The 24,602-nt window shown below is 70.8% G+C and carries 20 protein-coding genes; 10 read left to right on the forward strand and 10 right to left on the reverse strand.

Annotated elements, in window-relative coordinates; translation table 11 throughout:
- Positions 1 to 21 precede the first annotated feature (21 nt).
- From CyaNS01_RS06020 to CyaNS01_RS06030, 3 genes are read right to left on the reverse strand one after another with little or no spacing between them, the layout of a single operon-like run.
- A complete protein-coding gene (locus tag CyaNS01_RS06020) occupies positions 22 to 2,460 on the reverse strand; it encodes a type II CAAX prenyl endopeptidase Rce1 family protein (protein ID WP_186699626.1) in 2,439 nt (812 codons plus the stop codon).
- Positions 2,457 to 5,510, reverse strand: coding sequence for an AAA family ATPase (locus CyaNS01_RS14845; RefSeq protein WP_186699628.1), 3,054 nt, complete (start codon positions 5,508 to 5,510; stop codon positions 2,457 to 2,459). The genes CyaNS01_RS06020 and CyaNS01_RS14845 overlap by 4 nt, the downstream gene beginning before the upstream one ends.
- Positions 5,507 to 6,712 (reverse strand): exonuclease SbcCD subunit D, encoded by a 1,206-nt coding sequence (locus CyaNS01_RS06030; protein WP_186699630.1) that lies wholly within the window; start codon positions 6,710 to 6,712, stop codon positions 5,507 to 5,509. Before CyaNS01_RS06030 ends, CyaNS01_RS14845 begins: the two co-directional genes overlap by 4 nt.
- A gap of 40 nt (positions 6,713 to 6,752) precedes the next feature.
- Between CyaNS01_RS06030 and CyaNS01_RS06035 the strand changes: the two genes are divergently transcribed.
- Entirely contained in the window at positions 6,753 to 7,682 is a 930-nt protein-coding gene (locus CyaNS01_RS06035; protein WP_186699632.1) for a PfkB family carbohydrate kinase, read from the forward strand.
- Here CyaNS01_RS06035 and leuS read toward each other — a convergent pair.
- Both leuS and CyaNS01_RS06045 read right to left on the reverse strand, forming a co-directional pair.
- A complete protein-coding gene (gene leuS / locus CyaNS01_RS06040) occupies positions 7,666 to 10,329 on the reverse strand; it encodes a leucine--tRNA ligase (RefSeq protein ID WP_370561681.1) in 2,664 nt (887 codons plus the stop codon). The two genes, CyaNS01_RS06035 and leuS, sit on opposite strands and share 17 nt — an antisense overlap.
- Before the next feature lie 20 nt (positions 10,330 to 10,349).
- Positions 10,350 to 10,601 (reverse strand): hypothetical protein, encoded by a 252-nt coding sequence (locus tag CyaNS01_RS06045; RefSeq protein WP_186699636.1) that lies wholly within the window; start codon positions 10,599 to 10,601, stop codon positions 10,350 to 10,352.
- Between the two features lie 31 nt (positions 10,602 to 10,632).
- Between CyaNS01_RS06045 and dapF the strand changes: the two genes are divergently transcribed.
- The 5 genes from dapF to dacB all read left to right on the forward strand — a co-directional run bounded on the left by dapF (position 10,633) and on the right by dacB (position 15,666).
- Positions 10,633 to 11,787, forward strand: a complete 1,155-nt coding sequence (gene dapF, locus CyaNS01_RS06050) for a diaminopimelate epimerase (RefSeq protein WP_186699638.1) — start codon at positions 10,633 to 10,635, stop codon at positions 11,785 to 11,787.
- A 7-nt stretch (positions 11,788 to 11,794) separates the two neighbouring features.
- Positions 11,795 to 13,009: a cysteine desulfurase family protein gene (locus CyaNS01_RS06055; RefSeq protein WP_370561682.1), complete on the forward strand. Its 1,215-nt coding sequence runs from the start codon at positions 11,795 to 11,797 to the stop codon at positions 13,007 to 13,009.
- A 40-nt stretch (positions 13,010 to 13,049) separates the two neighbouring features.
- The gene (locus tag CyaNS01_RS06060; protein WP_186699640.1) at positions 13,050 to 13,742 is read left to right on the forward strand and encodes a DUF1995 family protein; all 693 of its coding nucleotides are present in this window, start codon (positions 13,050 to 13,052) and stop codon (positions 13,740 to 13,742) included.
- 78 nt (positions 13,743 to 13,820) lie between these two features.
- Positions 13,821 to 14,351, forward strand: a complete 531-nt coding sequence (locus CyaNS01_RS06065; protein WP_186699641.1) for a DUF4330 domain-containing protein — start codon at positions 13,821 to 13,823, stop codon at positions 14,349 to 14,351.
- 1 nt (position 14,352) lies between these two features.
- Positions 14,353 to 15,666: a D-alanyl-D-alanine carboxypeptidase/D-alanyl-D-alanine-endopeptidase gene (gene dacB / locus CyaNS01_RS06070; RefSeq protein WP_186699642.1), complete on the forward strand. Its 1,314-nt coding sequence runs from the start codon at positions 14,353 to 14,355 to the stop codon at positions 15,664 to 15,666.
- On the opposite strand, the gene CyaNS01_RS06075 is transcribed toward dacB, so the two are convergent.
- Positions 15,667 to 16,569, reverse strand: a complete 903-nt coding sequence (locus CyaNS01_RS06075; RefSeq protein ID WP_186699644.1) for a hypothetical protein — start codon at positions 16,567 to 16,569, stop codon at positions 15,667 to 15,669.
- A complete protein-coding gene (coaD, locus tag CyaNS01_RS06080; RefSeq protein WP_186699646.1) occupies positions 16,562 to 17,065 on the reverse strand; it encodes a pantetheine-phosphate adenylyltransferase in 504 nt (167 codons plus the stop codon). Before coaD ends, CyaNS01_RS06075 begins: the two co-directional genes overlap by 8 nt.
- A 98-nt stretch (positions 17,066 to 17,163) precedes the next feature.
- Between coaD and CyaNS01_RS06085 the strand changes: the two genes are divergently transcribed.
- From CyaNS01_RS06085 to CyaNS01_RS06100, 4 genes are all read left to right on the forward strand, one after another.
- Complete coding sequence (locus CyaNS01_RS06085) at positions 17,164 to 17,655, forward strand: flavin reductase family protein (RefSeq protein ID WP_186699648.1); 492 nt, start codon at positions 17,164 to 17,166, stop codon at positions 17,653 to 17,655.
- Positions 17,612 to 19,693, forward strand: coding sequence for an excinuclease ABC subunit UvrC (gene uvrC / locus CyaNS01_RS06090; RefSeq protein ID WP_186700369.1), 2,082 nt, complete (start codon positions 17,612 to 17,614; stop codon positions 19,691 to 19,693). The genes CyaNS01_RS06085 and uvrC overlap by 44 nt, the downstream gene beginning before the upstream one ends.
- A gap of 44 nt (positions 19,694 to 19,737) precedes the next feature.
- Positions 19,738 to 20,037, forward strand: coding sequence for a hypothetical protein (locus CyaNS01_RS06095; RefSeq protein ID WP_370561791.1), 300 nt, complete (start codon positions 19,738 to 19,740; stop codon positions 20,035 to 20,037).
- Positions 20,038 to 20,128: 91 nt separating this feature from the next.
- Positions 20,129 to 22,321 carry a beta-glucosidase gene (locus CyaNS01_RS06100; RefSeq protein ID WP_186699650.1) on the forward strand — a complete coding sequence of 731 codons (2,193 nt, stop codon included), beginning with the start codon at positions 20,129 to 20,131 and terminating at the stop codon, positions 22,319 to 22,321.
- A 32-nt stretch (positions 22,322 to 22,353) separates the two neighbouring features.
- Here the strand turns inward: CyaNS01_RS06100 and CyaNS01_RS06105 are convergent, their stop codons facing one another.
- The 3 genes from CyaNS01_RS06105 to CyaNS01_RS06115 all read right to left on the reverse strand — a co-directional run bounded on the left by CyaNS01_RS06105 (position 22,354) and on the right by CyaNS01_RS06115 (position 24,579).
- A complete protein-coding gene (locus CyaNS01_RS06105; RefSeq protein WP_186699652.1) occupies positions 22,354 to 22,869 on the reverse strand; it encodes a hypothetical protein in 516 nt (171 codons plus the stop codon).
- Positions 22,869 to 23,858, reverse strand: coding sequence for a glycosyltransferase (locus tag CyaNS01_RS06110; protein WP_255460137.1), 990 nt, complete (start codon positions 23,856 to 23,858; stop codon positions 22,869 to 22,871). Before CyaNS01_RS06110 ends, CyaNS01_RS06105 begins: the two co-directional genes overlap by 1 nt.
- 178 nt (positions 23,859 to 24,036) lie before the next feature.
- Positions 24,037 to 24,579 carry a triacylglycerol lipase gene (locus CyaNS01_RS06115; RefSeq protein ID WP_225875845.1) on the reverse strand — a complete coding sequence of 181 codons (543 nt, stop codon included), beginning with the start codon at positions 24,577 to 24,579 and terminating at the stop codon, positions 24,037 to 24,039.
- Positions 24,580 to 24,602 lie beyond the last annotated feature (23 nt).

Raw genomic sequence — 24,602 nt, forward strand, 5'->3', positions numbered from 1 at the left:
CACGAGGGGAATGGCGGCTGGTCAGTCCAGGCTGTTGGGCTCCAGCCGCTGCTGGCCCCCCAGGGCTTCCAGCCACACCACCACAGCCAGCCAGTGCAGCCCCACCGCCGACCAGAGCGAGCCGGTGAGGCCGTAGACGAGCACGCAGGCGCTGCCCAGCAGGGTGCACTGCAACAGGAAGCGGGGGTCGTCAGAGACGGCCCTGCCCTGGGGGTACCAGAGGCGGGCCGCCAGGGGGTGGTAGGCCACGAACAGACCCACGCTCAGGGCCCCCCAGGCCGCCATGGCAGGGCCAGGCACCCCTTCGAGCGGATGGGGGAGCAGCAGGCCTCGGAAGATCAGCTCCTCAACCAGCGCCGGCAGCACCAGCAGAGCAGCGGCGCGGCGCAGCAGGCCGGGCCAGCCTGCCCCGCCCTGCCCTCCCCAGCGCCAGGCTCCGTTCAGGAAGCCGCTGGCGAATCCAATCCCCAGGGCCAGGGCGCCATACAGCAGCAGCACCAGCACCGAAAAGCCGAGGGGAGCCCCCAGCAACGGTGGCACCAGGCCATCCATCAGCCGCGGCACCAAGGTGCCCACCACCGGCAGATGCCCGAGCACGGTGGTGGGGGCGACCGGCTCCAGCGCGGGGTTGTTGCCGGGGATCTGGTTGGTGCGCAGGATCCAGAGCGGCAGCCCCTGGCGCAGGAACACGGAGGCGAGGCCGTCATGGGCCCGGCGCGGCAGCATCGAGCGCAGGCTGAGCAGCACCGCCACCGGCCCCTGGTTGGCCATGAAGGCGGGCTGGGCGGGCCCGCCTGGGGAGTCCTGGCGCAACCCCGTGCCGGCCATGGCGGTCACCTGGGCGTTGTGGCGCCAGTCGGGGCGCACCATGCCGAAGGGCGTGAGCAGCTCCTCGAGGCCACGCCCCAGGCGACTTAGACGGCTGTCCGGATCAGGCGCGATCCCGGCCAGCCGTTGTTCGGCGCGCAGTTGATCCAGGGCGATCCAGAGGGCCTGGCTGGAATCCTGCACACAGGAGGTGGCAGGCGTCACCAGCGCCACGCCGTGGCCATCGCCCGTGCGGTAGCGGGCACTGATGATTTCCGCCTGCAGGGCCAGGGCATCCAGCAGCGGCCCGTCCAGGGGCACGAGCACATCCGAGAAGGGGCGGGTGCCCAGCCAGCCCCGCTGCAGGTTGCCGGCGTAGGCGCTCCAGTCCTGGCTGCCCGAGACGATGCCGTTGGGGTTGTTGGCATAGATCTGGTGGTAGCGCAAATCGAGCTGGGGCTCGCCGCTGAATGGATCCAGCACCACTTCGGCCTCGCCGAGGGCCAGATGGCCGGTGGTGGTCCAGGCCGGGGAAGGTTCGCCATCGCGTCCGCCGATGCCGCCGAACAGATGGATCAGCAGAGCCCGCTGCCCGGGTTGCGCCAGGGGCAGCTCCTTTGGCTTCGAGGTGATGGCGGTGCTGGTCAGCGTGCCCCGGCGCAGGGCTGCTTTCGCCCAGTTTTCGCGGTCGATCTCCCTCAGCCCTGCGGCCGTGCCTCGCACCACCCGCGTGGGCTTGAGGCTCAGCAGGGCCCGCGGCTGCAGCGCCTGCACGGTGAACACCCCATCGGGGCCCGGGGCGCCGCTGATCAGCCAGCCCTCGGGGTTGAGCTCCGAGGCCACCAGCCCGCTCGGATCCAGCATCACCCGCCCGAAGCGATCCGGAGGCAGCTTCGGAATCCTGATCGACTCCTCCACCCCGGAGAAGTCAGCGTCGGAGCGGTCGTAGTGCCGCACCCGCCACCGGTGGGGATCGCCGCTGCTGCTGTCGCGCCCCAGCACGGTGACCAGCCCCAGCCAGCGCCCAGTGGTCTGCAGCGGCGGCTTGCTGATCCGCAGCGTGTCGCCCTCGAGGCTCACCCCTTCCAGCCGCACATTGACGCTGTCCTGGGGGCGGGCTCCGGCCAGGGACTGCAGCGGCCCCACGGCCAGGCGGCCATCCAGGCGGGTGGGCACAACGTTGGCGGCGGCAGCGGCGTCACGGGCGGCCTGGCCCAGGCGCACATCGGTGCTCACGGCCTCCACCATCGCCTGCAGGCGGGGCTGGTCGGCCCAGGTGAGGCCGAGCCGCTGGCCGATCAGGGCCTCCTGGCCCGGTGGCGCCTGCTCCAGATCCAGCCACACCCAGTCGCCGCGGCGCAGGGCCTTCTCCTCCACCGAGGGCAGGATCAGCTGTCCCAGCCAGTCGGCATGGGGCCGGTAGAGCTGCCGATCCGGTTGCAGGGCCAGGGGGTAGTAGGCGCTCTGGCTGAACGGGGAACGGTTGGCCAGGGCTTCACTGCTCTCCGGCAGGGGCCGCTCCGGGCTGCCCTGGCGCAGCGGCATCGCCTGCAGCCCCGGCCGCAGCGGGCCCAGGGGCAGCAGGGTCAGCACGAGGGCCAGCAGCCCCCCCAGCAGAGCCTGGAGCGCGCTCAGACGGACAGGGCTGCTCATGGTGACGTCACGGTACCGAGCACCACCCGGGAGCCCCGCTCCGAAGCGATCACCTCAAGCCCGCAGCGGATCCGCTCCCGCAGGGCGCCCACGTGGCTGATCAGGCCGATCATGCGTCCGCCCTCCCGCAGGCGATCCAGTTCATCCATGGCCAGTTGCAGGCTGTCCGCATCGAGGCTGCCGAACCCCTCATCGATGAACAGCGTGTCCAGGGCCACGCCGCCGCTGTGGGCCTGCACCGTATCCGCCACCCCCAGGGCCAGGGCCAGGGAGGCCTGGAAGGTCTCACCCCCCGACAGGCTCGACACCTCCCGCTCCTCGGCGGTGTAGGCGTCCAGCACCCGCAGGCCGAGGCCCGCCTGGCTGCCGCGCCGTTGGCCGCTGGCATCGGAGAGCCGCAGTTCGTAGCGGCCGGCGGTCATCTGACCCAGCCGCTGGTTGGCGTAGCCGCAGATCTCTTCCAGGTAGGCGGAGAGTACCCAGCGCTGCAGGGAGATGTTCGGCTCGCTCCTGCCCTGGCAGCGGGCCGCCACCCCCTGCACCAGGTCGCTGTGGGTCAGCTCCGCGGCGAGCTCGTTCTCCCCCTGCCGATGCCGCGCCAGCAGGTCAGTGATGGTGGCGTAGGCGCCTTCGGCGCGGGTGAAGCGGGCCAGGGCGGCTCTTCGGGCTGCATCGCTGGCGGCCAGGGCCGCCTCGGCGCCGGCCAGGTCTGGGCTGGGTTCGGGAAGCTGTTGCAGGGCCGGCTCGGCCAGCACCTTCTGCTGCAGCTGCAGCTCCAGCTCGAACTGCCGCAGACGGGTGGTCCAGGTCTGACGCTGCTCCGCCGCGGCGAGGGCCTCGGCCAGGGCGCGGCGATCGGCGAAGTGCGCGGCCGCCAGGTCGGCGTCAAGGCGGCGCCGCGCCTCCGCCTCCCGGGCCGCCGCCGTGCTCCACAGCCGGGCCGCCTCCGCCAGGCTTTCGAAGCCCGCCCGCAGCGCCTGGACCTGCTCGAGCAGGGTTGTGGGGTCGTGGTCGCCCCCCAGGCTCTGCTCCAGCCGCGCCTGCAACGTGGCCGCGTGCTGCTGTTGCTGGGCCAGCCGCTCACGGTGGCTGCCGCCCTCCTCCCGCAGCGCCTCCAGCCGCTTGCGGTAGCGCTGCAGCCGCAGATCGACGCTGGCGACGTCCTGCTCCAGCTGCGGCAGTGCCTTGGCCTCCTGCTGGGCCTTGGTGAGGGCCGCTTGAGCTGCCTCGGCTGCCTGGGCTGCCGCGGGGGCCTGCTGGGCCGGGCTGGTCTCAGGGCTCTCGCCCCAGGCCAGTTGCCGCAGCTGGGCCTCCAGGCCCTCCAGCAGCGCCTGCTGTCGCGCCTGCCCGGCGCGGGCCTGGGAAAGGGCGAGGCTGGCCAGCTCCAGCTGGCGCTCCGCTGCCTCCATGGCCTGATCGGCCACGGCATCGGCCTGGGCCGCCGCCGGCTGGGGATGGTCCAGGGAGCCACACACCGGGCAGGCCTCGCCGGCCTGCAGGCCAGTGGCCAGGCGAGCTGCCATGCCCTGGAGCTGCCGTTCGCGCAGGTCGAGCTGGTGGCCTCGCGCCTGCTGCTGCCGGGCTTCCGCTTCCAGGGCGGCTCCAGCGGCGCTGCCCAGCTGCCGCTGGACCTGCTGCCGTTGCTGCAGGGTCTGGGTGAGGGACTGGGCCGCCCTGGCCCTCTGTTCCAGCCCCGCCAGCCCATCCCGGGCGGAGCGGCAGGCCTGCAGCCGCTCCTGCAGGGCGCTGCGGCCCTGCTCCTGCTCAGCCACCTTCTCCTCGCCCTGGCGGCTGCGGTCCGTGGCCTCCCGGAGCGCCCGGCTCACCTCCTGAATCGCCTGCCTGGCCTGATGGACCTCCCTGGCCAGCCCCAGCACGTGCTCGAGCTCCCGCTCCCGGGTGGCCAGCAGGTTGAGGCAGCCGCTGAGGAGCCGGGGCTCGGGGCATTGCTTCAGATCCAGCTGGGCCACGGCCTCAGGCAGCTGCTGGGCCCGATCCCGCTGCTGCCGCAACTGGTTGAGCTGCTCAGCGCAGCTGCTGGCGGCCTGCTGCAGCTGCTGCTCGGCGGCGGCGGCGGCCTCCAGGCTGGCGCGCACGGTTTCGGCGCGCTCGGCGCGCTCAACACCTTGCCTCAGGGCGGCGATCGCCGGCAGCTCCTGTTCCAGGGCCTGCAGCCGCAGGCGCGCCAGCTGGCGCCGTTGCCACTGCTCCAGCTGGCTTCGGCAGTCTCCCAGGGCGCTCTGGCGGCCGCTGAAGGCCGCCTCAGCCGCTGAAAGCTGCTCCCTGGCCTGCCGCAGCAGGCCCTCGATCGCAGCCTGCACGGCGGCGCGCTCGGGGGGGCCACCATCGATGAGCTCCAGCTGCTGCGGCCACTCCCTCTGCCAGGGCGCCCAGGCCTCGGCGATCTGGCTGAGGGTCTGCCGTTGCTGGCTCTGCCGTTGCTCCAGCTGGTCCCGGGCCTGTCTGGCCTGCTCCGAGAGCCACTCCGTGGCCCGTTGGTAGAGGGCCGTGTCGAAGAGGGTCTTGAGCAGGGTTTCGCGCTCCTCGGGCCTGGCCCGCAGCACATCGGCGAAGCGGCCCTGGGGCAGCAGGATCACCTGCCGGAACTGGGCGGCGTCCAGCCCCACCAGCCGCCCCACCTCGCGCCCCACCTCGGCGATCCCGGAGGCCACCGGTTGCCGTTCTTCCCCCTGGCAGCGCCAGAGGCTGGCCCTGGCGGGCTTGCTGGTGGTGCCCTCGCCGCGGCTCTTGGCCACCTCGCAGGCGGCCTGGCGCTCCACCCGCCAGCGTGCTCCGGCGGCGGAGAACTCAAGCGCCACCTGGGGAATGGCCTGGGGCGGCGCATGGTCGGAGCGCAGGCCCTTGACGCTGCGTTCCCCGCTCACGTCGCCGTAGAGGGCGAAGCAGAGGGCATCAAGCAGGTAGGTCTTGCCGGCACCGGTGCTGCCGTGGATCAGGAACAGGCCATCGCGGGAGAGGGCATCGAAGGGGATCGTCACCGCCTCGGCGTAGGGCCCGAAGGCCTGCATCTCCAGCTGGTGCGGCCTCATCGCTCCCCCGTTCTGCCGGCTGCCGCCAGGGCCTGCCGCAGCAGCTGCTCCTCCGCCGGCAGCGGAGGGCGGCCCTGCTGATCGGCGAAGAAGGCCAGCAGGCGCTGTTCAGGACTGCGGGCGGCCCGGATCCGCTGGCTGCGGGCGCTGCTGCTCAGGGCTTCGCCCTCGGGCCGCCGGTGTCTCAGTTCCACGACATGGGGGAAGCGCTGCCGCAGCCGCGCCATCGCCTGCTGGGGCAGCAGCGGGTCGGTGAGCTCGGCCCGCACCCAGGCCTGCTCGGCAGCGGCCAGCTCGGGATCCTGCAGCAGTTTCTCCAGGTCACCGCTGAGGCTGCGCAGGGGCCGCCCCACCCCCAGGGGAACCACCTCCACGCTGGGGGTGCCATCGGCGGCGAGCTCCACCAGCCGCACCGACTTCACGTGGCTCTCCTCCGAGAAGGAGTAGGGCAGGGGGGTGCCGCTGTAGGCCAGGCGCGGGCCATCCAGCTGCTGGGAGCGGTGCAGGTGGCCGAGGGCCACGTAGTGGAAGCCCCCGAACATGGCCACTGGCACCGCTTCGGCATGGCCCACCGAGAGCTCCCGCTCAGATTCCGAACTGCTGCCGCCTGCCACGAAGGCATGGGCCACCAGCACCGAGCGGCTGCCGGGGCGGCGGGCCAGGTCGGCACGGATGCGGTTGAGGGCCAGCTCGGTGACCTCCGGGTGGCGCAGGCGCTGGCTGGTGAGGGGCTGCTCCGTGTCCTGTTGCAGACCGGGCCCATCCAGCAACGGCTCCAGGTAGGGCAGTGGATAGATGGCCACGGGGCCGCCGCCAGAGCGGGGGCTGACCAGCACGGGTTGATCGGAGCGCTGCCAGCGGCCCCGGATCGTCACCTCCAGCGCCGAGAGCAGCTCGTCGTACACCGACACGCGCACGTGGGAGTCGTGGTTGCCGGCGATCGCCACCACCGCCGCCCCGTTGCTGCGCAGGCGGGCCACGGTGTCGGTGAACAGGCGCACCGCCTCCGCCGGGGGGATGGCGCGGTCGTAGAGGTCGCCGGCGATCACCACCAGCTCCACCGCTGCCTCGCGGCTGAGCTCCACCAGCCGGTCCATGGCCTCGGCCTGGGCGGCCAGCAGGTCGTGGCCGTGGAAGCTGCGGCCCAGATGCCAGTCGGAGGTGTGCAGCAGCCGCACCGCGGAGCCCTCACTGACCGCCATTGTGGAGCCTGCGGTCGCCGGGCACGGCCCGGCCGCGTCGATGCCGTTGTCCACTGCGCCGATCAGCCCTTTTGCGCCCCTGCCCCTGGAGGCCCTGCCGCCGCTACCGCCGCTGCAGCTGGCCGTGGTGGGCCATGTGGAGGTGGTCACGTTCCTGGAGGTGGAGCACCTGCCCCGGCCGGGCGAGATCCTCTCCTGCCCCTCCGCCCTGGAGTTGCCGGCGGGGGGCGGCGCCGTGGTGGCCGTGCAGCTGGCGCGGCTGCTGGGGCGGCCGGTGCCCTTCTTCACCGCCCTGGGGAGGGATGCCGTGGGGGAGCAGGCGGCGGCGGCGCTCACGGCCCTCGGCCTCGACCTCCAAGTCGCCTGGCGTCAGGCGCCCACCCGCCGCGGCCTCACCTTTGTGGATCGCAGCGGCGAGCGCACGATCACCGTGATCGGCGAGCGGCTCAGTCCCGAGGCCGCCGATCCCCTGCCCTGGGAGAGCCTGGCCGGGCTGGATGGCGTGTTCGTGACGGCCGCCGATGTCGCGGCCCTGCGCCAGGCCAGGGCGGCGCGGCTGCTGGCGGCCACGCCCCGGGTGCGGCTGCCGGTGCTGCAGCAGGCCGGGGTGCGGCTCGACGCCCTGATCGGCAGCGGCCTCGATCCAGCCGAGCAGGTGCCGCCGGGGGCCCTCGATCCCGCCCCGACCCTGCGGATCGCCACCGCGGGGGCAGCCGGCGGCGAGGCCTGGCCGTTCGGGGCCTTCCTGGCGCCCCCACGGCAGCGCCCCGTGCTCGACAGCTACGGCGCCGGCGACAGCTTCGCCGCCGGAGTGAGCGCCGGCCTGGCGGCGGGCTGGGAGGCGGCACTGGCGATCAGCCTGGGCTGCCACTGCGGCAGCGCCTGCCTCGATGGCCGGGGCCCCTATGCGGGCCAGCTCCATGCCGGCCAGCTGCGGGGCGGCAGCGACGCTGTCACGGCACCAGATTGACCAGCTTGCCCGGCACCACGATCACCCGGCTGGGGGGCTTGCCCTCCAGCCACTTGGCGGCGATGTCGCTGGTCAGGGCGATCCGCTCCAGGGTGGCCTTGTCCGCATCGGCCGGCACCTCGAGGTTGCCGCGCACCTTGCCCTTCACCTGGATCACCAGGGGAATCGTGTCGCGCACCAGGGCCGTGGCATCCACCTGGGGCCAGGCCTGGCCGTGGATGCTGCCACCGCCTTCCAGCTGGCTCCAGAGCTCCTCGGCCAGGTGGGGAGCAAACGGTGCCAGCAGCAGCAGCAGGCTGGCCAGGGCCTCCCGGGCCACGGCGGTGCCGCTGGCCTCCAGGTGTTCGGCCATGGCATTGCTGAGCTTCATCAGCTCGGCGATGGCGGTGTTGAACTGAACATCGCCGTCGAGGTCGTCGCTCACCGCCGCGATGGCCGTGTGCACGGCGCGGCGCAGCTCCCGCTCGGCTGGGCTGAGTTGCGGCGGGTCAGCGCTGCCGAGGCCGCTGGAAGGGCCCTCCGAACTGAACCCAGCCAGCCGCAGACCCCTGGCCTGGGCCGCCTCCACCAGCCGCCAGAGGCGCTGCAGGAAGCGGAACTGGCCCTCCACGTCGGCATCGTCCCACTCGAGATCCTTCTCCGGGGGGGCCTTGAACAGGATGAACATGCGGGCCGTGTCGGCGCCGTAGCGCTCGATCACCCGGGCTGGATCGACGCCGTTGTGCTTCGACTTCGACATCTTTTCGTAGTAGGTGTCGAGCACCTCGCCGCTGATCGGATCGCGGGGGTCGGTGGGGTCAGCCACATCGGCCGGGGCGATGTAGTGGCCGCTGCCGGGGTTCCTGTAGGTGATGCCCTGCACCATGCCCTGGGTGAGCAGCCGCTGGAAGGGTTCATCGAAGCCCAGCAGGCCGCGGTCCCGCAGCACCTTGGTGAAGAATCGGGCGTAGAGCAGGTGCAGGATGGCGTGCTCGATGCCGCCCACGTACTGGTCCACCGGCAGCCAGCGGTCCACCGCCTCACGGCCGAAGGGCAGGGCGCTGTTTTGGGGATCGCTGTAGCGCAGGTAGTACCAGCTGGAGCACATGAACGTGTCCATGGTGTCGGTCTCGCGGCGGGCCGGCCGGCCGCAGCTGGGGCAGTCCACCTGCCACCAGCTCTCCAGCTGGGCCAGGGGGGAGCCGCCCTTGCGGCTGATCGCCACATCCCGGGGCAGCTCCACCGGCAGCTGCTCGGCCGGCACAGGCACAACGCCGCAGCTCTCGCAGTGGATCATCGGGATCGGGCAGCCCCAGTAGCGCTGGCGGGAGATCAGCCAGTCGCGCAGGCGGAACTGCACCGTGCCCTCACCCCAGCCCTGCTGCTCGGCGGCGGTGGTGATCGCCGCCTTGGCCTCGGCGCTGGCGAGTCCGGTGAAGGGGCCTGAGTGAATCAGCATGCCCGGTTCGGTCCAGGCGCCGCCCTCGTAGGCGTGCTCGTCGCTGCCCTCCGGGATGATCACCTGCAGCACCGGCAGCTCGTACTGCCGGGCGAACACGAAATCGCGCTGGTCGTGGGCGGGCACGCCCATCACGGCGCCGGTGCCGTAGTCAGCCAGCACGTAGTCGGCGATCCAGAGCGGGATCAGGGCGCCGCTGGCGGGGTTGCGCACCCGGGCGCCGATGGGGATGCCGCGCTTGGGGCTGTCGTCTGCCGTGCGCTCCAGGTCGCTCTGGCGGCTCACCAGATCGCAGAAGGCCGTCACCGCCAGCTCCTGCTCGGGACTGGTGAGCGGCGCCACCAGGGGATGCTCCGGCGCCAGCACCACATAGGTCACGCCGTAGAGGGTGTCGGGGCGGGTGGTGAACACGCGGATGCGCTGGTCGGTGTCGCGGCCGTCGGCATCGACCACGGCAAAGCTGAGTTCAGCGCCCGTGCTGCGGCCGATCCAGTTGGCCTGCATCGTGCGCACCCGCTCCGGCCAGCCCGTGAGCCTGGGCAGGTCGTCGAGCAGCTGGTCGGCGTAGGCGGTGATCTTCAGGAACCACTGGCGCAGGCGACGCTTCTCCACCAGGGCGCCGGAGCGCCAGGAGCGGCCCTCACCGTCCACCTGTTCGTTGGCGAGCACCGTCTGGTCCACCGGGTCCCAGTTCACGGTGGCCTCCTTCTGATAGGCCAGGCCGGCGGCGTGGAACTGCAGGAACAGCCACTGGGTCCAGCGGTAGTAGTCGGCGTGGCAGGTGGCCACTTCCCGGTCCCAGTCGATCGAGAGGCCCAGCCGCTGCAGCTGGCTGCGCATGGCGGCGATGTTGCGGTCGGTCCAGGCGCCGGGGTCGACGCCCCGCTCGATCGCCGCGTTCTCCGCCGGCAGCCCGAAGGCATCCCAGCCCATCGGCTGCAGCACCGCCCTGCCGCGCATGCGCTGCACCCGGGCGATCACATCGGTGATCACGTAGTTGCGCACATGGCCCATGTGCAGGTTCCCCGAGGGGTAGGGAAACATCGACAGGGCTACGAAGGGCTCGGCCTCGGAGGCTGGGGCCGCTGGGGTGCGGTAGGCCTGCTGCTCCTCCCAGATCGCCTGCCAGCGCTCTTCGATGACCTGCGGTTGGTAGCGGTTGCTCTCGCTCACGTCAGCAGGTCGGAATCCCAGCTGTGATCGTGCCACAGGCCTGGGGAGCGTCGATCTCAGCCCAGGGAGCGGATCAGGCTCACCTGGTCGCGGTTGATCAGGATGAGCGGCGGTCCCTCGGGGGGATCGCTGCTCTGCTGCAGCGCGATGGCGTGGACGTCCTGCCAGCGGATCACCCCTTCGAGGGCCGGTCCGCCGCTGACCTGGATCGCCACGGTCTGGCGCCGGCGGATCAGGTCCTGCACGTGGCGGACGCTGGGCAGGGAGGTGTCGAGAACGCTGGAGCGGGCTTCGAGGAAGCTCTGCATAGGATTCACATCAGGCTGGGGACCTCCCATCGTGCTGCAGTACAGCAAATACCAAGGGCTGGGCAACGACTTCCTGATGCTCGATGCACGCGAGGCCGCCAGCAGCGATGACGGCTTCGGGCTCACAGCGGAGCGCATTCAGCTGCTCTGTGATCGGCGCTTCGGCATCGGCGCCGATGGCCTCATCCTGGCCCTGCCGCCCCGAGAGGGCGGCGAGCTGCGGATGCGCATCTTCAACGCCGACGGCAGCGAGCCGGAGATGTGCGGCAACGGCATCCGCTGCCTGGCCCGCTTTCTCGCCGACAGCGACGGCGACCTCCCCGGCCGCTCCTGGCAGATCGAAACCCTGGCGGGTCCCATCGTTCCCGAGTTGCAGGCCGATGGCAGCGTGCGGGTGGACATGGGGGCTCCCTTTCTGGAGCCAGACGCCGTTCCCACCACCCTGGAGCGCGGCGAGGCCGGCATCCCCGCCGGAATCCTGGAGGCCGCCGGCGAGCGCTTCGCGGTGGGGGCCGCGGGCATGGGCAATCCCCACGTGGTGATCCCGGTGCCGGATGTGGAGGCGATCGACCTGGAGCGCTTTGGCGCGGCGCTGGAGGTGCATCCCGCCTTCCCCGCCCGCACCAACGTGCATTTCGTGCAGGTGCTCGATCCCGGCCATCTGGTGATGCGGGTGTGGGAGCGCGGCGCTGGCCCCACCCTGGCCTGCGGCACCGGCGCCTGCGCCACCCTGGTGGTGTGCCACCGCCTTGGCCTGGCCGATCGGCGCGCCCGTCTCGACCTGCCCGGGGGCCCGCTGCTGATCGCGTGGGACTCCGACAGCGACCACCTGCTGATGACCGGCCCCGCCGAGGCGGTGTTCGATGCGGTGCTGGCCCCCTCCGTCTGGGACCAGGCCGGTACCCCAGCAGAGATCCCCGCCGAGGCAGCATCTGCCGCTTCTGAGCCTCTGGCCGACTCCACCGTGCTGCCTGCGGACCCTGACCAACCCCCCGCCATCGACTGCGCCACGGTGTGTGCCCAGGGCTGCATCCGCCCGGAGGCCTGCCCCTCCGCCGAGGCCCGGGCCCGAGTGGCGGCCCTGCTCAGCTCCAGCTCCCTCGACGACCTGGTCAACCTGGCCACCACGTCTCTGGAGGACCGCACCCGCGCCCGCGCTGAACGCCCCTCCAGCTTCGGCGGCTGACGCGGTGGTGGCTGAGCTGGCACCGCTTGATCCGGCACCGCTCTACCTCGATGCCTGCGCCACCGCTCCGCCGGCGCCGGAGGTGCTGGCGGCCATGGCGGCGGCCCAGCGCACCGCCTGGGCCAACCCCTCCAGCCTGCACGGCTTCGGCCTGGAGGCCGCCGACCTGCTGGAGCGCTGCAGGATGCTCATCGCCGCTGGCCTCGGCTGCGGCGCCGACGCCCTCGTGTTCAGCTCGGGGGGCACCGAGGCGATCCACATGGCCCTGCTCGGTGCGGCGGCTCCCTTGGCGCCGGGTCGCCTGCTGCTCTCGGCGGTGGAGCATCCCGCCACCACGGCAGCGGCGGCACGGCTTGAGGAGCGGGGTTGGCAGGTGCAGACGGTGCCGGTGGACCGTGCCGGCCGCCTGGACCTGGCGGCGTTCGAGGCGCTGCTGGAGCCGCCCACCCGGCTGGTGTCGATCATCTGGGGCCAGAGCGAGGTGGGCACGGTGCAGGCGATCGAGCCCATCGGTGCCCGCTGCCGCCAGGCCGGGGTGCCCCTGCATGTGGATGCGGTCCAGCTGGTGGGCCACCGGCTGGTCAACTTCGACCAACTGCCGGTCGATCTGCTCAGTTGCGCTGCCCACAAGCTGCAGGGGCCCAGGGGCGTGGGAGCCCTGCTGGTGCGGCCAGGGCTGCCCTTCGTTGCGCCCATGCGCGGTGGCGGCCAGGAGGGCGGCCGCCGCGGCGGAACCGAGCCCGTGCCCCTGGTGGCCGGGTTTGCAGCGGCCCTGGAGCTGGCCCAGGAGCGCCTTCGGCAGCACGACGGCCAGGACCCGCTGGCTGCCCAGCGCGATCAGCTGCTGGCCGCGCTGCTGCGGCAGCCCGGCCTGGAGCTCACCGGTGTCGATCCACGCCAGGCCCCACTGCAGCGGCTGCCGCACCACATCAGCCTGCTGGCGCGCGGCAGCGGCGGCGAGCCGTTGTCGGGACGGCAACTGGTGCGGGCTCTGTGGCGCCATGGCCTGGCCACCAGCAGTGGCTCGGCCTGCAGCAGTGGCTCCAGCGCCACCGGGCTGGGGGCCAGCCCGGTGCTGCGGGCGATGGGGTACTCCACGGCTGCGGCCGCCGCGGGCCTGCGGCTGAGCCTGGGCCCCTGGCTTGATGCCGCCAGCCTGGAGCTGGTGCCGCCGGCCCTGGCGGCAGCCTGGAGGGAGCTGGATCAGCGATGCCCTGGTTAAGGTCGCCCCACTCCCGGCCCGTGGAACCCCCGGCCTGACCATGCTCCCTGCCGATCTGCGAACAGCCGAGGCCGAGGCCCTGCAGGCCATTCAGGCTGCCCTCGACAGCGCCAGCAAAGGCCTCTGGACCGCCGAGCTCCGCTTCGAGGGGCTGAGGCTGATGCCCGTGGCCCTGCGCCTGCTGGCGAACCTTGGCCAGGGCCGCGATGACCTCCGCATGCTGTTCCCAGACGCCGGCGCCACGGCTCTGGCCAAGCGCGATGCCCCTGACCTGGCCCCCCAGCTGGGCAGCCTGCGGGACCAGATGCGGCTGCAGCAGGCCGATGGCGGCAGCGAGGGGGTGATCCTTCTGGTGGCGCCGACCCCGGCCGATTACGAGGAGGTGGAGCAGGTGTGCGCCCTGCACCGGGGACTGGTGCTGATGCTGAACGGCAGCCTGGAGGATGCCGCTGTGGGCATCGGCAGCGTGGCCCGCGAACGCCGCAAGGGCTTCCTCTCCGGCTGGCAGAGCGCCTACGCGCTGATTCCCCTGGGCGATGGAGCGCTGCGGCGCGCTTACCCCGCCGCCTGGGAGCTCTACCGCCGCGACCCCGACGGCCATCGCTTTGTGGCCGGTTTTGAGCAGAAACCCGATGCCGAGCAGCGCACCGAGGCCCTGGCGGGTGAGGGCGGTGCCGGCATGGCCGGCAGCCTCAAGGCCCTGGACAGCCTCATCGAGGGCCTGCAGAACTGAAGCGGCGCCCAACCGTTCAGGGCCAACTGGTGCGGGCTGGCCAACGTCTTTACAGTGCGCCGAACGCCGCGCCTGCCGATGAGCCCCGAGACCTCTGCCGCCAGGCCCCGTCGCTGGAGTGTGGTGGATGCCGCTGCCCTGGCTGCCGTGGTGCTCGCCGCCGCCGGCGTGATCTGGAGCCCGAAGCTCTCCGGGGCCGTGGCCCAGGCCACTGGCGATGTGGTGCCCGTGACGGTGCTGGTGGATGTGCGCGGCGTGCCCGTGGCCGACCCTGCCGGCCTGATTGAGGCCGCCAGGGCCGAGGGCAAGGTGGCGATCGTGATCCGCAACCAACCCCACGGCTCGGTGGATATCGAGCGCATCCAGCCCCTGCAGCGGCGCCTGCTGGCCGTTCAGCCGGATGGCTCCGTGGTCACGGCCACTGATCCCACCGGCCGCGACTTCAGCAACCTCGACGCCCGCTTCGTGCTCAAGGCCCAGGGCCGCAAGGCGAGCGGCGGCGTGGTGTTCGGCAACCAGACCGTGAAGGTCGGAGCTCCGATCGAGATCGAGGGCCAGGGCTACCGGGTCAACGGCAACGTCACCGGCATCGCCATCGAGGAGGGCTGACATGGCTGGGTTCAACCGCCGTCTGACCTGCCTGGCGCCGGGCCTGGCCCTGCCCCTGAGCCTTGGCCTGCCCCTTCTGGCCAGCGCCGCCCAGGCCCAGACCAGGCCGGCGATCAGGGCCTTCGAGCTGGAGCCAGCCCCCCTGGCCCAGCTGCCGGCGGCGCCACCGCCGATCGGCCTGCCCAAGCTCCAGACCCAGGTCAGCTGTCCAGCCCTGCAGCAGCGGGTTCAGAGCGTGCTGGGTGGCGAGGCCGGTGTCTGGAGCGTCACGATCGCCGATGGCCGAGGCCAGCTGCTGGCCGATGTGAATGGCCTGCGGCCGCGGGTGCCCGCCTCCAACGCCAAGCTGGTGAGCACCGCCTACGCCCTCGATCGGCTGGGGCCGGACTACCGCCTCGCCACCCGCCTCTGGCGCCTTCCCGATGGCTCCCTGCGGCTCACCGGCGAGGGCGACCCCGATCTGGCCCTGCCCCAGCTGCAGCGGCTCACGAAACTGGCCATGGGCTCCGGCGGCTCCAGCGGCCAACCCGGCTCTCAGGTGCGCCTGCAGGTGGCCGAGGAACCCAAGCAGGCCTGGTGGCCGCGGGGCTGGAGCGTCGATGACCGCTACTACGCCTACGGCGCACCGATCACCCGGTTGGCGGTGACCAGCAACGCCATCCACGACTCGGTGCTGAACCCACCCTCCCGGCTCCAGACCCTGATGCAGCGCAGCGCCAGCCAGCAGGGCGGCAGCCTTCAGGTGGTGTTTGTGGCCGCCAACCCGGTTCCAGCTGATGCCGTGCTGCTGCACCAGGAGAACTCGGCGCCCATGCACAACCTGCTCAGCCTGGCCAACACCGAGAGCCACAACTTCACCGCCGAGGTGTTGATGCGTCAGGCCGCCGGCAGCTGGAATCTGGCCCAGGCCCAGCAGCTCACCACCCAGTGGCTGGCCCAGCAGGGCGTACCCATGCAGGGCGTGCGCGTTGCCGATGGCAGTGGCCTGGACCGCACCAATCGCCTCACCAGCCGTTCGGTGACGGCCCTGCTGCTGCGCATGGACCAGCACCCCTACAGCCGAAACTACCTGGCCTCGATGGCGGTGGCCGGCCAGCGCGGCACCCTGCGGCACCTCTACAAGGGCACACCCCTGCAGGGCCAGTTCTTCGGCAAAACGGGCACCCTCAGGGGCGTGCGTTCGATCAGTGGGGTGCTGCTCACCAGCCGAGGCCCCCGCTACGTGAGCGCGATCAGCAATGGATCCGGCAACCCGGACACCCGCATCGGTCAGCTGCTGCGCCAGGCGCAGCAGACCCAACTCTGCCCGGCCTGATCAGCCGGCCAGCTGGCCCAGGCGGTTGGCAAGCCGGCGGCGGCGACCACCGCCGCCGATCGCCGTGGGCTCGACCGATGCGGCCGCTTTGGTGGTCTCCTGCTGCATGTCGGGGGTCTGCAGGCGCACCAGCTCGCGCCGGCCACTCACCACCACCTGGTTGAGCTCCTTCAGCCGGCCTTCCAGTTCACCGAGCACCTGTTCGGCGTAGCGGTTGGCGCCCTCGCTGATGCCGGCGGCCTCCTGGCGGGTGCGGGCAATGGCGGCGTCACATTGCTGCTGAGTCTGCTGGCGGAACTGCAGAGCATCGTTGTGGAGCCGCTCGGCTTCGGCCTGGCTTTCGCGCTGAACGCGCAGGCCCTCCTGCCGCACCTGCTCCAGCTCGGCCATCGCCTGCTGGCGGTTGCGCTCGTGCTGCTCGATCAGCACCTTGTTGCGCTCAGCCGCCTCCTGTTCCAGCTGCTGACGCCTGGTGGCGAACTGGTTCTCCATCTGGGCCAGGCGGGTCTGCTGCTCCTGCTCGGCGCTGGCGGCCTGCTGGCGGATCTGCATCATCAGGTGGTCGCCCTGCTGGCGGGCCTGTTCCCGCAACTCGGCGGCCTGCTTCTCGGCTTCCTGCCGCACGGAGGCGGAGCTGATCAGCTGTTCGCGCTCCCGCTTGGCTACCGCCACGATCTCCTCGGCCTGCTTGCGGGCCTGAGCGATGAAGTCCTCCCGTTGACGCAGCAGATCCACGGCCTGGGTCAGCTGGCTGGGCAGGGCCTCCCGCACCGCATCGATCACCTCGATCGCGTCCTGCTCATTCACCAGGCGGCCGCCGCTGAACGGCACCCGGGTGCCCTCCAGCAGCAGATCCTCGATCTGGTCGAGCTGATCGAGCACCGTGATATTGGCTTCAGCCATGGCTGGACGTCCCGCATTCCGTCCGATTAAAAAGCCTGGAGAGGTCTTCTGCCACTCCAGACGGCACCATGTGGTGCACATCACCGCCGAAGCGGGCCACCTCCTTCACCACGGAACTGCTCAGAAAGCTGTGGTGCACGGCGGTGGCGAGGAACAGCGTCTCCACCCGGGGCTCAAGGCTCTGGTTGGTGTGGGCGATCTGCAGCTCGAATTCGAAGTCGCTCAGGGCCCGCAGACCGCGCAGGATCACCTGGGCGCCGTTGCGACGGGCGCACTCCACGGTGAGGCCATCGAAGCTGCCCACCTCCACCCCGCCGAGCGTGGCCGTGGCGGTGCGGATCTGCTCGAGTCGCTGCTCAAGCGGAAAGGCCGGCTGCTTGCCGGGGTTCTGGAGCACGGCCACCACCACGCCATCGAACAGGCGGCTGGCCCGCTCGATCAGATCGAGGTGGCCGAGGGTGAGGGGGTCGAAGCTGCCGGGGTAGAGGGCGCGCATCCGGCCAGCCTATGGGTGAGGCCCGCTCCATGCCTGCCCCTGCCGGGTTTCTAGAGTTGGGATTGTTCCATGTGCCCCCCCGGGGCCTCCCGTCCGCCATGGCCACCTCCACCCTCAACGCTGAAGCCAAGAAAACCCTGCTGCGCAAGATTCCCCACGGGGTGTTCATCTGCGGGGTGGCCGAGGGGGAGGAGGTGAATGGTTTCACGGCCAGCTGGGTGACCCAGGGCTCCTTCGAGCCCCCCCTGGTGGTGATGGCCGTGCGGGCCGACAGCACCAGCAACGGCATCATCCAGCGCACCGGCAAGTTCGCCCTCAACGTGCTCGCCGCCGACCAGAAGGATCTCGCCGCCGTGTTCTTCAAGCCCCAGAAGGGGATGGGTGGCCGCTTCGATGCCGCTCCCTTCCAGATGGGCGAGCTGGGCCTGCCGATCCTGGACAACGCCCTCGGCGCCGTGGAGTGCGAGCTGGTGGGCCAGGTGGCCCTGGGCGACCACACCGTGTTCGTGGGCGAGGTGAAGGCCGCCACCCTGCACCGTGACGGCGATGCCCTGGAGCTGGGCAGCACGGGCTGGAAGTACGGCGGTTGAGGCCCTCGCCAGGGCGGCGCCGGCGGTGAGCACTTCGCCCCTGATCCAGCAACCCGAGCGGCTGGCGGCCCGGCTCAAGGAGGTTCCCTCCGAGCCGGGCTGCTATCTGCTGCGGGACAGCGACGACCGCATTCTCTACATCGGCAAGGCGAAGGTGCTGCGCCAGCGCGTGCGCAGCTACTTCCAGAGCGGCAGCGGCCACGGCCACAGCCCCCGCATCGCCCTGATGGTGCGCCAGGTTTGCGAGCTGGAGTTCATCGTCACCGACAGTGAGGCCGAGGCCCTGGCCCTCGAGTCGAACCTGATCAAGCACCATCAGCCGCACTTCAACGTGCTGCTCAAGGACGACAAGAAATACCCCTACCTCTGCATCACCTGGAGCGAGGCCTACCCCCGCATCTTCATCACCCGCCAGCGCCGCTTTCGCTCCCCCCTGGATCGCTTCTACGGCCCCTACGTGGACGTGGGCCTGCTGCGCCGCACCCTCGCCGTGGTCAAGCGGGTGTTCCCCCTGCGCCAGCGGCCCCGGCCCCTGTACCGCGACCGCACCTGCCTCAATTTCGACATCGGCCGCTGTCCGGGCGTGTGTCAGCAGAAGATCAGCTCCGAGGACTACCACCAGACGCTGCGCCAGGTGGCGATGGTGTTCCAGGGCCGCAACGACGAGCTGCTGGCCCTGCTGCAGGGCCAGATGGAGCGCTACGCCGAGCGGCTGGATTTCGAGAGTGCCGCCCGCGTGCGCGATCAGCTCCAGGGCATCGACACCCTCACCGCCGACCAGAAGATGAGCAGCGGCGACAGCTCGGTGAGCCGCGACGTGGTGGCCCTGGCCGCCGGCGAACGGGTGGCGGCGGTGCAGCTGTTCCAGGTGCGGGCCGGCAAGCTGGTGGGGCGGCTGGGCTACATGGCGGAGGTCACGGAGCTGCCAGCCCTCGAGGAGGGCGCCCTGGGACGCATTCTGCAACGGGTGGTGGAGGAGCATTACAGCCAGGTGGAGTCGGTGGAGATCCCGCCGGAGTTGCTGCTGCAGTTCCCTCTGCCCCAGCAGGAGCTGATCAGCAGCTGGCTGAGTGAGCAGCGGGGGCGCAAGGTGCGGCTGGCGGTGCCGAAGCGCCAGCAGAAGGCCGAGATGATCGATCTGGTGGTGCGCAACGCCAGCTATGAGCTGCTGCGGGCTGAGCGGGCCAGCGAACAGAACCTGCTGGCCACGGAGGATCTGGCCCAGTTGCTGGAGCTCACGGTGGCGCCGCGCCGGGTGGAGGGCTACGACATCAGCCACATCCAGGGCAGCGATGCGGTGGCCTCCCAGGTGGTGTTCATCGACGGCCTGCCGGCCAAGCACCACTACCGCAAATACAGGATCCAGAGCAGTTCGATCCGCGCCGGCCATTCCGACGACTTCATGGCCATGGCCGAGATCATGCGGCGCCGTTTCCGCCGCTGGGCCCAGGCCAAGGCCGAGGGCGCCGACCTGCTGGAGCTGCGCCGTCAGGCCGGCACCGCCCTGCACACCGGCGGCCTCAACGACTGGCCCGATGTGGTGATGATCGACGGCGGCAAGGGTCAGCTCTCCGCCGTGATGGAGGCCCTGCGGGAACTCAACCTCCACGACGACCTGGTGGTGTGTTCCCTGGCCAAGCAGCGGGAGGAGGTGTTCGTGCCTGGGGCGACCAGCCCGCTCGAGAGTGAGCCCGAGCAGCTGGGGCTGCAGCTGCTGCGGCGGCTGCGCGATGAGGCCCACCGCTTCGCGGTGAGTTTCCACCGCCAGCAGCGCGGCGAGCGCATGAAGCGCTCCCGGCTCTCCGACATCTCCGGTCTGGGCCCCAAGCGGGTCAAGGACCTGCTGGCCCATTTCAGCTCGATCGATGCCATCCAGCTGGCCAGCCCCGAGCAGATCGCCACCGCCCCCGGCATGGGGCCGGCCCTGGCCCGCCAGGTGTGGGAGTACTTCCATCCCCAGGGCGAGGCGGAAAGCGGCGAGAGGGGGGAGCCGCCGGCCGAGCGGGAGGCTGACCAGCCCCTGGAGCTGGCCAGTTGAGGGAGCTCAGCGCTCAGCGTGTCCCAGGGCGGCCCTGGCCCCTGCTGCTGGCCCTGGTGCTGGGCGGCCTGCTCCAGCTGGCCACCCTGCTGGCGCCGGTGCCGGCCCTGGCCGCCCCGGGCCTCTGCGTGGGGCCGGTGTGCGCCGATGAGATCACCCGCAGTGCCAAGCACCACTGGCAGCTGCGACTGCGGGTGGACGACCAGCGGGGCCATCGGGAACGGCTGGTGGTGGACTGCCGTGACGGCCACCTCAGCCCCGAGAGCGGCACGGTGGAGAGGGGCTACGCGGCGGCGGTGGCCCGCCGCGCCTGCCGTCTGGCCGGCGAGGGGTCCCAGGGCTGATCGTCTCGGCTTGAGACTGATCAACAGGTTCTCTGCTCCTGGGATTGATCGGTTTGGATAGGTCCACGCAGCAAGGGCCTCGGGGGGAACCATGAATGACCCCGCGTCCAGGCTCGAGGCCCGGGCCCAGGAGCTGCTGGCACAGGTCTCCACGGCCGAGAAGCTGGCCCTGCTCGATGGCGACACGCCGTTCTGGTCCGGCATGGCGGACATTGCTCTGACTCAGGCCTCCCACCGCCATCCCTGGCCGGCGGGGCAGCTGCCTCGGCTGGGCCTGAAGGGCCTTCAGTTCGTCGATGGTCCCCGGGGCGTGGTGCTCGAGGGTGGCGCCACCACGTTCCCCGTGCCGATGGCGCGCGGTGCCTGCTGGGACCCCGAGCTGGAGGAGCGCATCGGCGAGGCCATCGCTGTTGAGGCCCGATCCTTCGGGGCCAACTGGGTGGCCGGGGTATGCGTCAACCTGCTGCGTCACCCTGGCTGGGGCAGGGCCCAGGAAACCTATGGGGAAGACCCGGTGCACGTGGGCGCCATGGGGGCCGCCATGACCCGGGGGCTGGAACGCCATGCCGTGGCCTGCGTCAAGCACTTCGCCCTCAACTCGATCGACAGCTCCCGGTTCCTGGTGGACGTGCAGGTCGGGCAGCGGGCGCTTCATGAGCTGTATCTGCCCCATTTCCGCGATTGCGTGGAGGCCGGCGCCGGCTCGGTGATGAGCGCGTACAACCAGGTCAACGGCCACTGGTGCGGTCAGCAGCCTGAGCTGCTGCGGCGGATCCTCAAGGAGCGGTGGGGATTCAGTGGCTTCGTGGTCACTGATTTCATCTTCGGCCTGCGGGATGGCGTCGCCGCCCTGCTGGCGGGCCAGGACCTGGAAATGCCCTTTCCCATGGTGTTCGCAGGCTGCCTGCCCGAGGCCGTGGCCGATGGCCGGGTGCCAATGGGGTGTGTCGACGAGGCCGTGCGGCGGCTGCTGCAGGTGCAGCTGGGTGTGCCACCTGGAACGTACCCAGCCTCGCTGCGCTCGTGCCAGCAGCACCGGGCCCTGGCCCGCGAAGCGGCCACCAGCTCGATCGTGCTGCTGCGCAACGAAGGGCAGGTGCTGCCCTTCCGCGGTCTCACCTCGCTGGCGGTGATCGGCCGGCTGGCGTCGCTGCCAAACCTGGGCGATCGCGGTTCTTCAGACACCAGACCCCTGCCCGGAGCGGTGGTGACGCCGCTGCAGGGTTTGCGGGACGCGGCTTCAGAGCTGCGGATCGAGCAGGCCAGTGGCGACAGCCCCCAGGAGGCGGCGGAGCTGGCGGCCCGCTGTGATGCCGCCTTGGTGGTGGTCGGGCTCGACTGGCGCCTGGAGGGGGAGCACATCCACCCCGGGGACATCGCCCCGATCCTGCGCCTGATCCCCCCGCCTGGCTGGTTGCTGCGGCTGCTGGGGCGGCGCCGGCTGATGCCGCTCTGGCGACCTGTCGCCGAGATGATCGCCTGGACCACCAGCTTTGCCTCCGCCCGTCAGGGCGGCGACTTTGCCGCCGGGGATCGCACCGACCTGAGCCTGCCGGCGGATCAGGTGGCCCTGATTCGCCAGGTCGCCGCCGCCCATCCCCGCACCGTGGTGGTGCTGATGGGCGGCGGGGGCCTGCTGATCGAGGACTGGCGGCAACTGGTCCCTGGCCTGCTGCTGCTCTGGTATCCGGGTGAGCAAGGAGGTGCGGCTCTGGCCGATGTGCTGCTCGGCCGGGTGTCGCCCTCCGGGCGCCTGCCCTTCTCGATGGCGGCTGACACCGCCTACCTGCCGCCCTTCGAACCCCGGGCACGGCATGTGGTCTACGACCATTGGCATGGCTACCGGCGCCTGCAGCGTGACGGCCATCCCGCCGCCTATCCCTTTGGCTTCGGGCTGTCCTACAGCCGGTTCACAGCGTCCGCCCTGACAGCTCAGCTCCAGCGCGCCGATGGGCGGATGGATCAGCTGAAAGCGAGTGTCACCATCACCAACACAGGCGAGATGGAGGCGGCCGAGGTGGTTCAGCTGTACCTGGAGCCGCCCGCTCGGGAGATCGAGCGTCCGGCTCGAACGTTGGTGGCGTTCCAGCGCCTGCTTCTCGCCGCTGGTGAATCCCGGCGCATCACTCTGGACATCCCCCTGCGGGCCTGCGCCACGTTTGAGCCGGTCCAGGATGGCTTCGTGACCGAAGGGGGAGTCCACCGGCTTGTCCTGGCCAGGCATGTGGAGGAGGAGGGCCTGGAGCTGGAGCTGGAGCTGGATGCTGCGCTGGTGTGTCGCTGACGGGGATGTTCACCCCCCCTCAGCCCCCGGCCTCATGCCCCCGTGGAGGGCCGCTTGTTGGGGTGATGACTGCGGAGTGCCCTGCTCAGCGTCCTGCCGAGGCGCAATCGGTTGTAGCGCTGCAGCAGAAGGCAGGGCAGGTTGAACAGGGTCGCGAAGATCAGGTTGATCAGCACCCCAGACGGAGGCAGCCAGAGGGTCGTGACCATCCAGGCGGGCCAGAGCACCCAGTGCACCAGCTCCGCCCGACGGGTCTCCAGGCTCAGCCGTTGCAGGGCCCGCGGGTCCCGACGGGCCAGGCTCCCCTTGCGGATGCCTCCAGGTAGGGCGTTGCCGGCATCGGGAATCCAGGGCTTCCAGATCCGAATCCCCAGCCATCGCTCGTAGAACCGCAGCGGTGCAGCACCCGGGTGGTCAGCTCGGCAGGGATCACGCCCGCCGAGCAGCCGATCCGGAAGTTGGTTGGCGAGGGCCCCGATCAGCAGCGACCAGAACAGCCACAGGATCGCCGTAGCGGCCACCGCACCCCAGCCACTGAATGGGGCCATTAACGGGTGCTGAACAGGCGCCCCTTCCAGAGCACCTCGCCACTTTCCAGCTTGAAAATCGCCTGCAGAAACACCCCGAGGAAGAACAGGACCGGGATCGGAAACAGCAGATTGATCCAGGTGAAGCGACCAATTGGACGGCTGATCACCAGCAGCTGGATCACATAGGCCCCGTAGACCAGCACATTGCTGAGAATGGAGTGGTCACCCACCAGTGGCCAGCCCAGCAGTGAGGCCGGCAGGCACCAGGCGGCCCAGAACAGCCCGGAGAGCCAGAGCACCACCGCCAGCATCCAGCTCCAGCGCACTTCACCGGCAGCAGTGGCGAAATTCTTGTTGAACCCCACCACCATGTCGCGCAGCCCGCCCGGGTACATGCGGTAGGCGATTTGGCCATCGCCGAGGAACGCGCTCACCGGCAGCTCGGCCCGTTCGTAGGCATGGGCGAGGTACCAGTCTTCGACCACCTTGCCGGCGACGGCCTCATGACCGCCGCTGCGGTCGTAGTCGGTGCGGCGGCTGACCATCGCCGGCCCGAAGGCCACCCCGCAGTTGGCTCCCAGGGGGACGGCCATCAGCCCTACCAGGTTGAACAACAGCGAGAGTTGCTCATACGGCTTCTCGGTGCGGTGGTAAGGCTGCACCGTCACCAGCCCACCGAGCTTCTGGTGCGCTGCCACCAGGCAGTGGAGGAAGTCAGGGGTGGGTTCCGTGTCGGCATCGAGGAACACCAACAGCTCGCCACGACTGGCCAACACGCCGTTGTGCAGCGCCCATGTCTTGCCGCACCAGCCCTGGGGCAGGTGGGGCGCACTGCACACGGTCACAGCCAGGCCGCTCCAGGGCTGAGCGGCGATAGCGGTGGTGCGATCCGTGGAGTGGTCGTCCACCACGATCACCTCCAGGGGCATGAGGCTCTGCCGGGCCAGACCACTCAGCAGATGGGGAAGTGTGGATTCCTCGTTGCGGGCGGGGATCAGCACCGACACCGAGGGCGGATCAACAGGCGAGCCGACGGGGAGAACGGGCAGACGTAGGCCCAGAACCCACCCCAGGAGCCACCGAACCACGATTGAACCGCCAACCCAGCCCATAGACAGCGCACCCGCTGTACCAACTCACCCTATGGGCAGGGGGGAGGGGGGAGGGGGGACCCCCAGGGTTCAATCACAGGCGGATCAACGCCTCGGACAGGGGACGGATGGCGGCTTGGTCTCGCAGCAACTGGGGATGGGTCGCCACAGGCAGCTGGGTCCTGGTGCCGATTGGCAGCACGGCGCGCCAGCCCGGCAGCACGGCCAGATCAATGGCAGAGTAAAAACTGTGGCAATCGACCCGTTGGAGGGTGTCCAGGTTGCCGTTCAGGGTTTTCAGCAGGCCGCTGCCCCACTTGAGATCAGCGAGTCCCTTGAAGATGCGTCCTGGCCATGGCTGTGCCGTGAGGGTCCCCTGCTGGGGGCTGCCCACGCTGATGAAGCGTCGTGTCCGCTCGTGTCCTCCCTGGAGCTGAATCCAGGTACGCGCAATCACGCCTCCGATCGAGAAACCCAGAAGGTCGATGGAGTCGTGCAGCCCCAGGTTCTCCCGGATGTGGGCTCCCAGCAGATCAGCGGCCTCTTCGATCGGCGTGAGACCCAGGCGCAGGGGCAGGGCCGGGATGAGGACGCTCTGTCGCTGCCCCCCGAGCGCCCGCTGGAGTCTGTTGAACACCGCTGGAGTGTCGAGCAGCCCGT

It is taken from the genome of Cyanobium sp. NS01 (assembly GCF_014280235.1).
Taxonomy (GTDB): domain Bacteria; phylum Cyanobacteriota; class Cyanobacteriia; order PCC-6307; family Cyanobiaceae; genus NIES-981.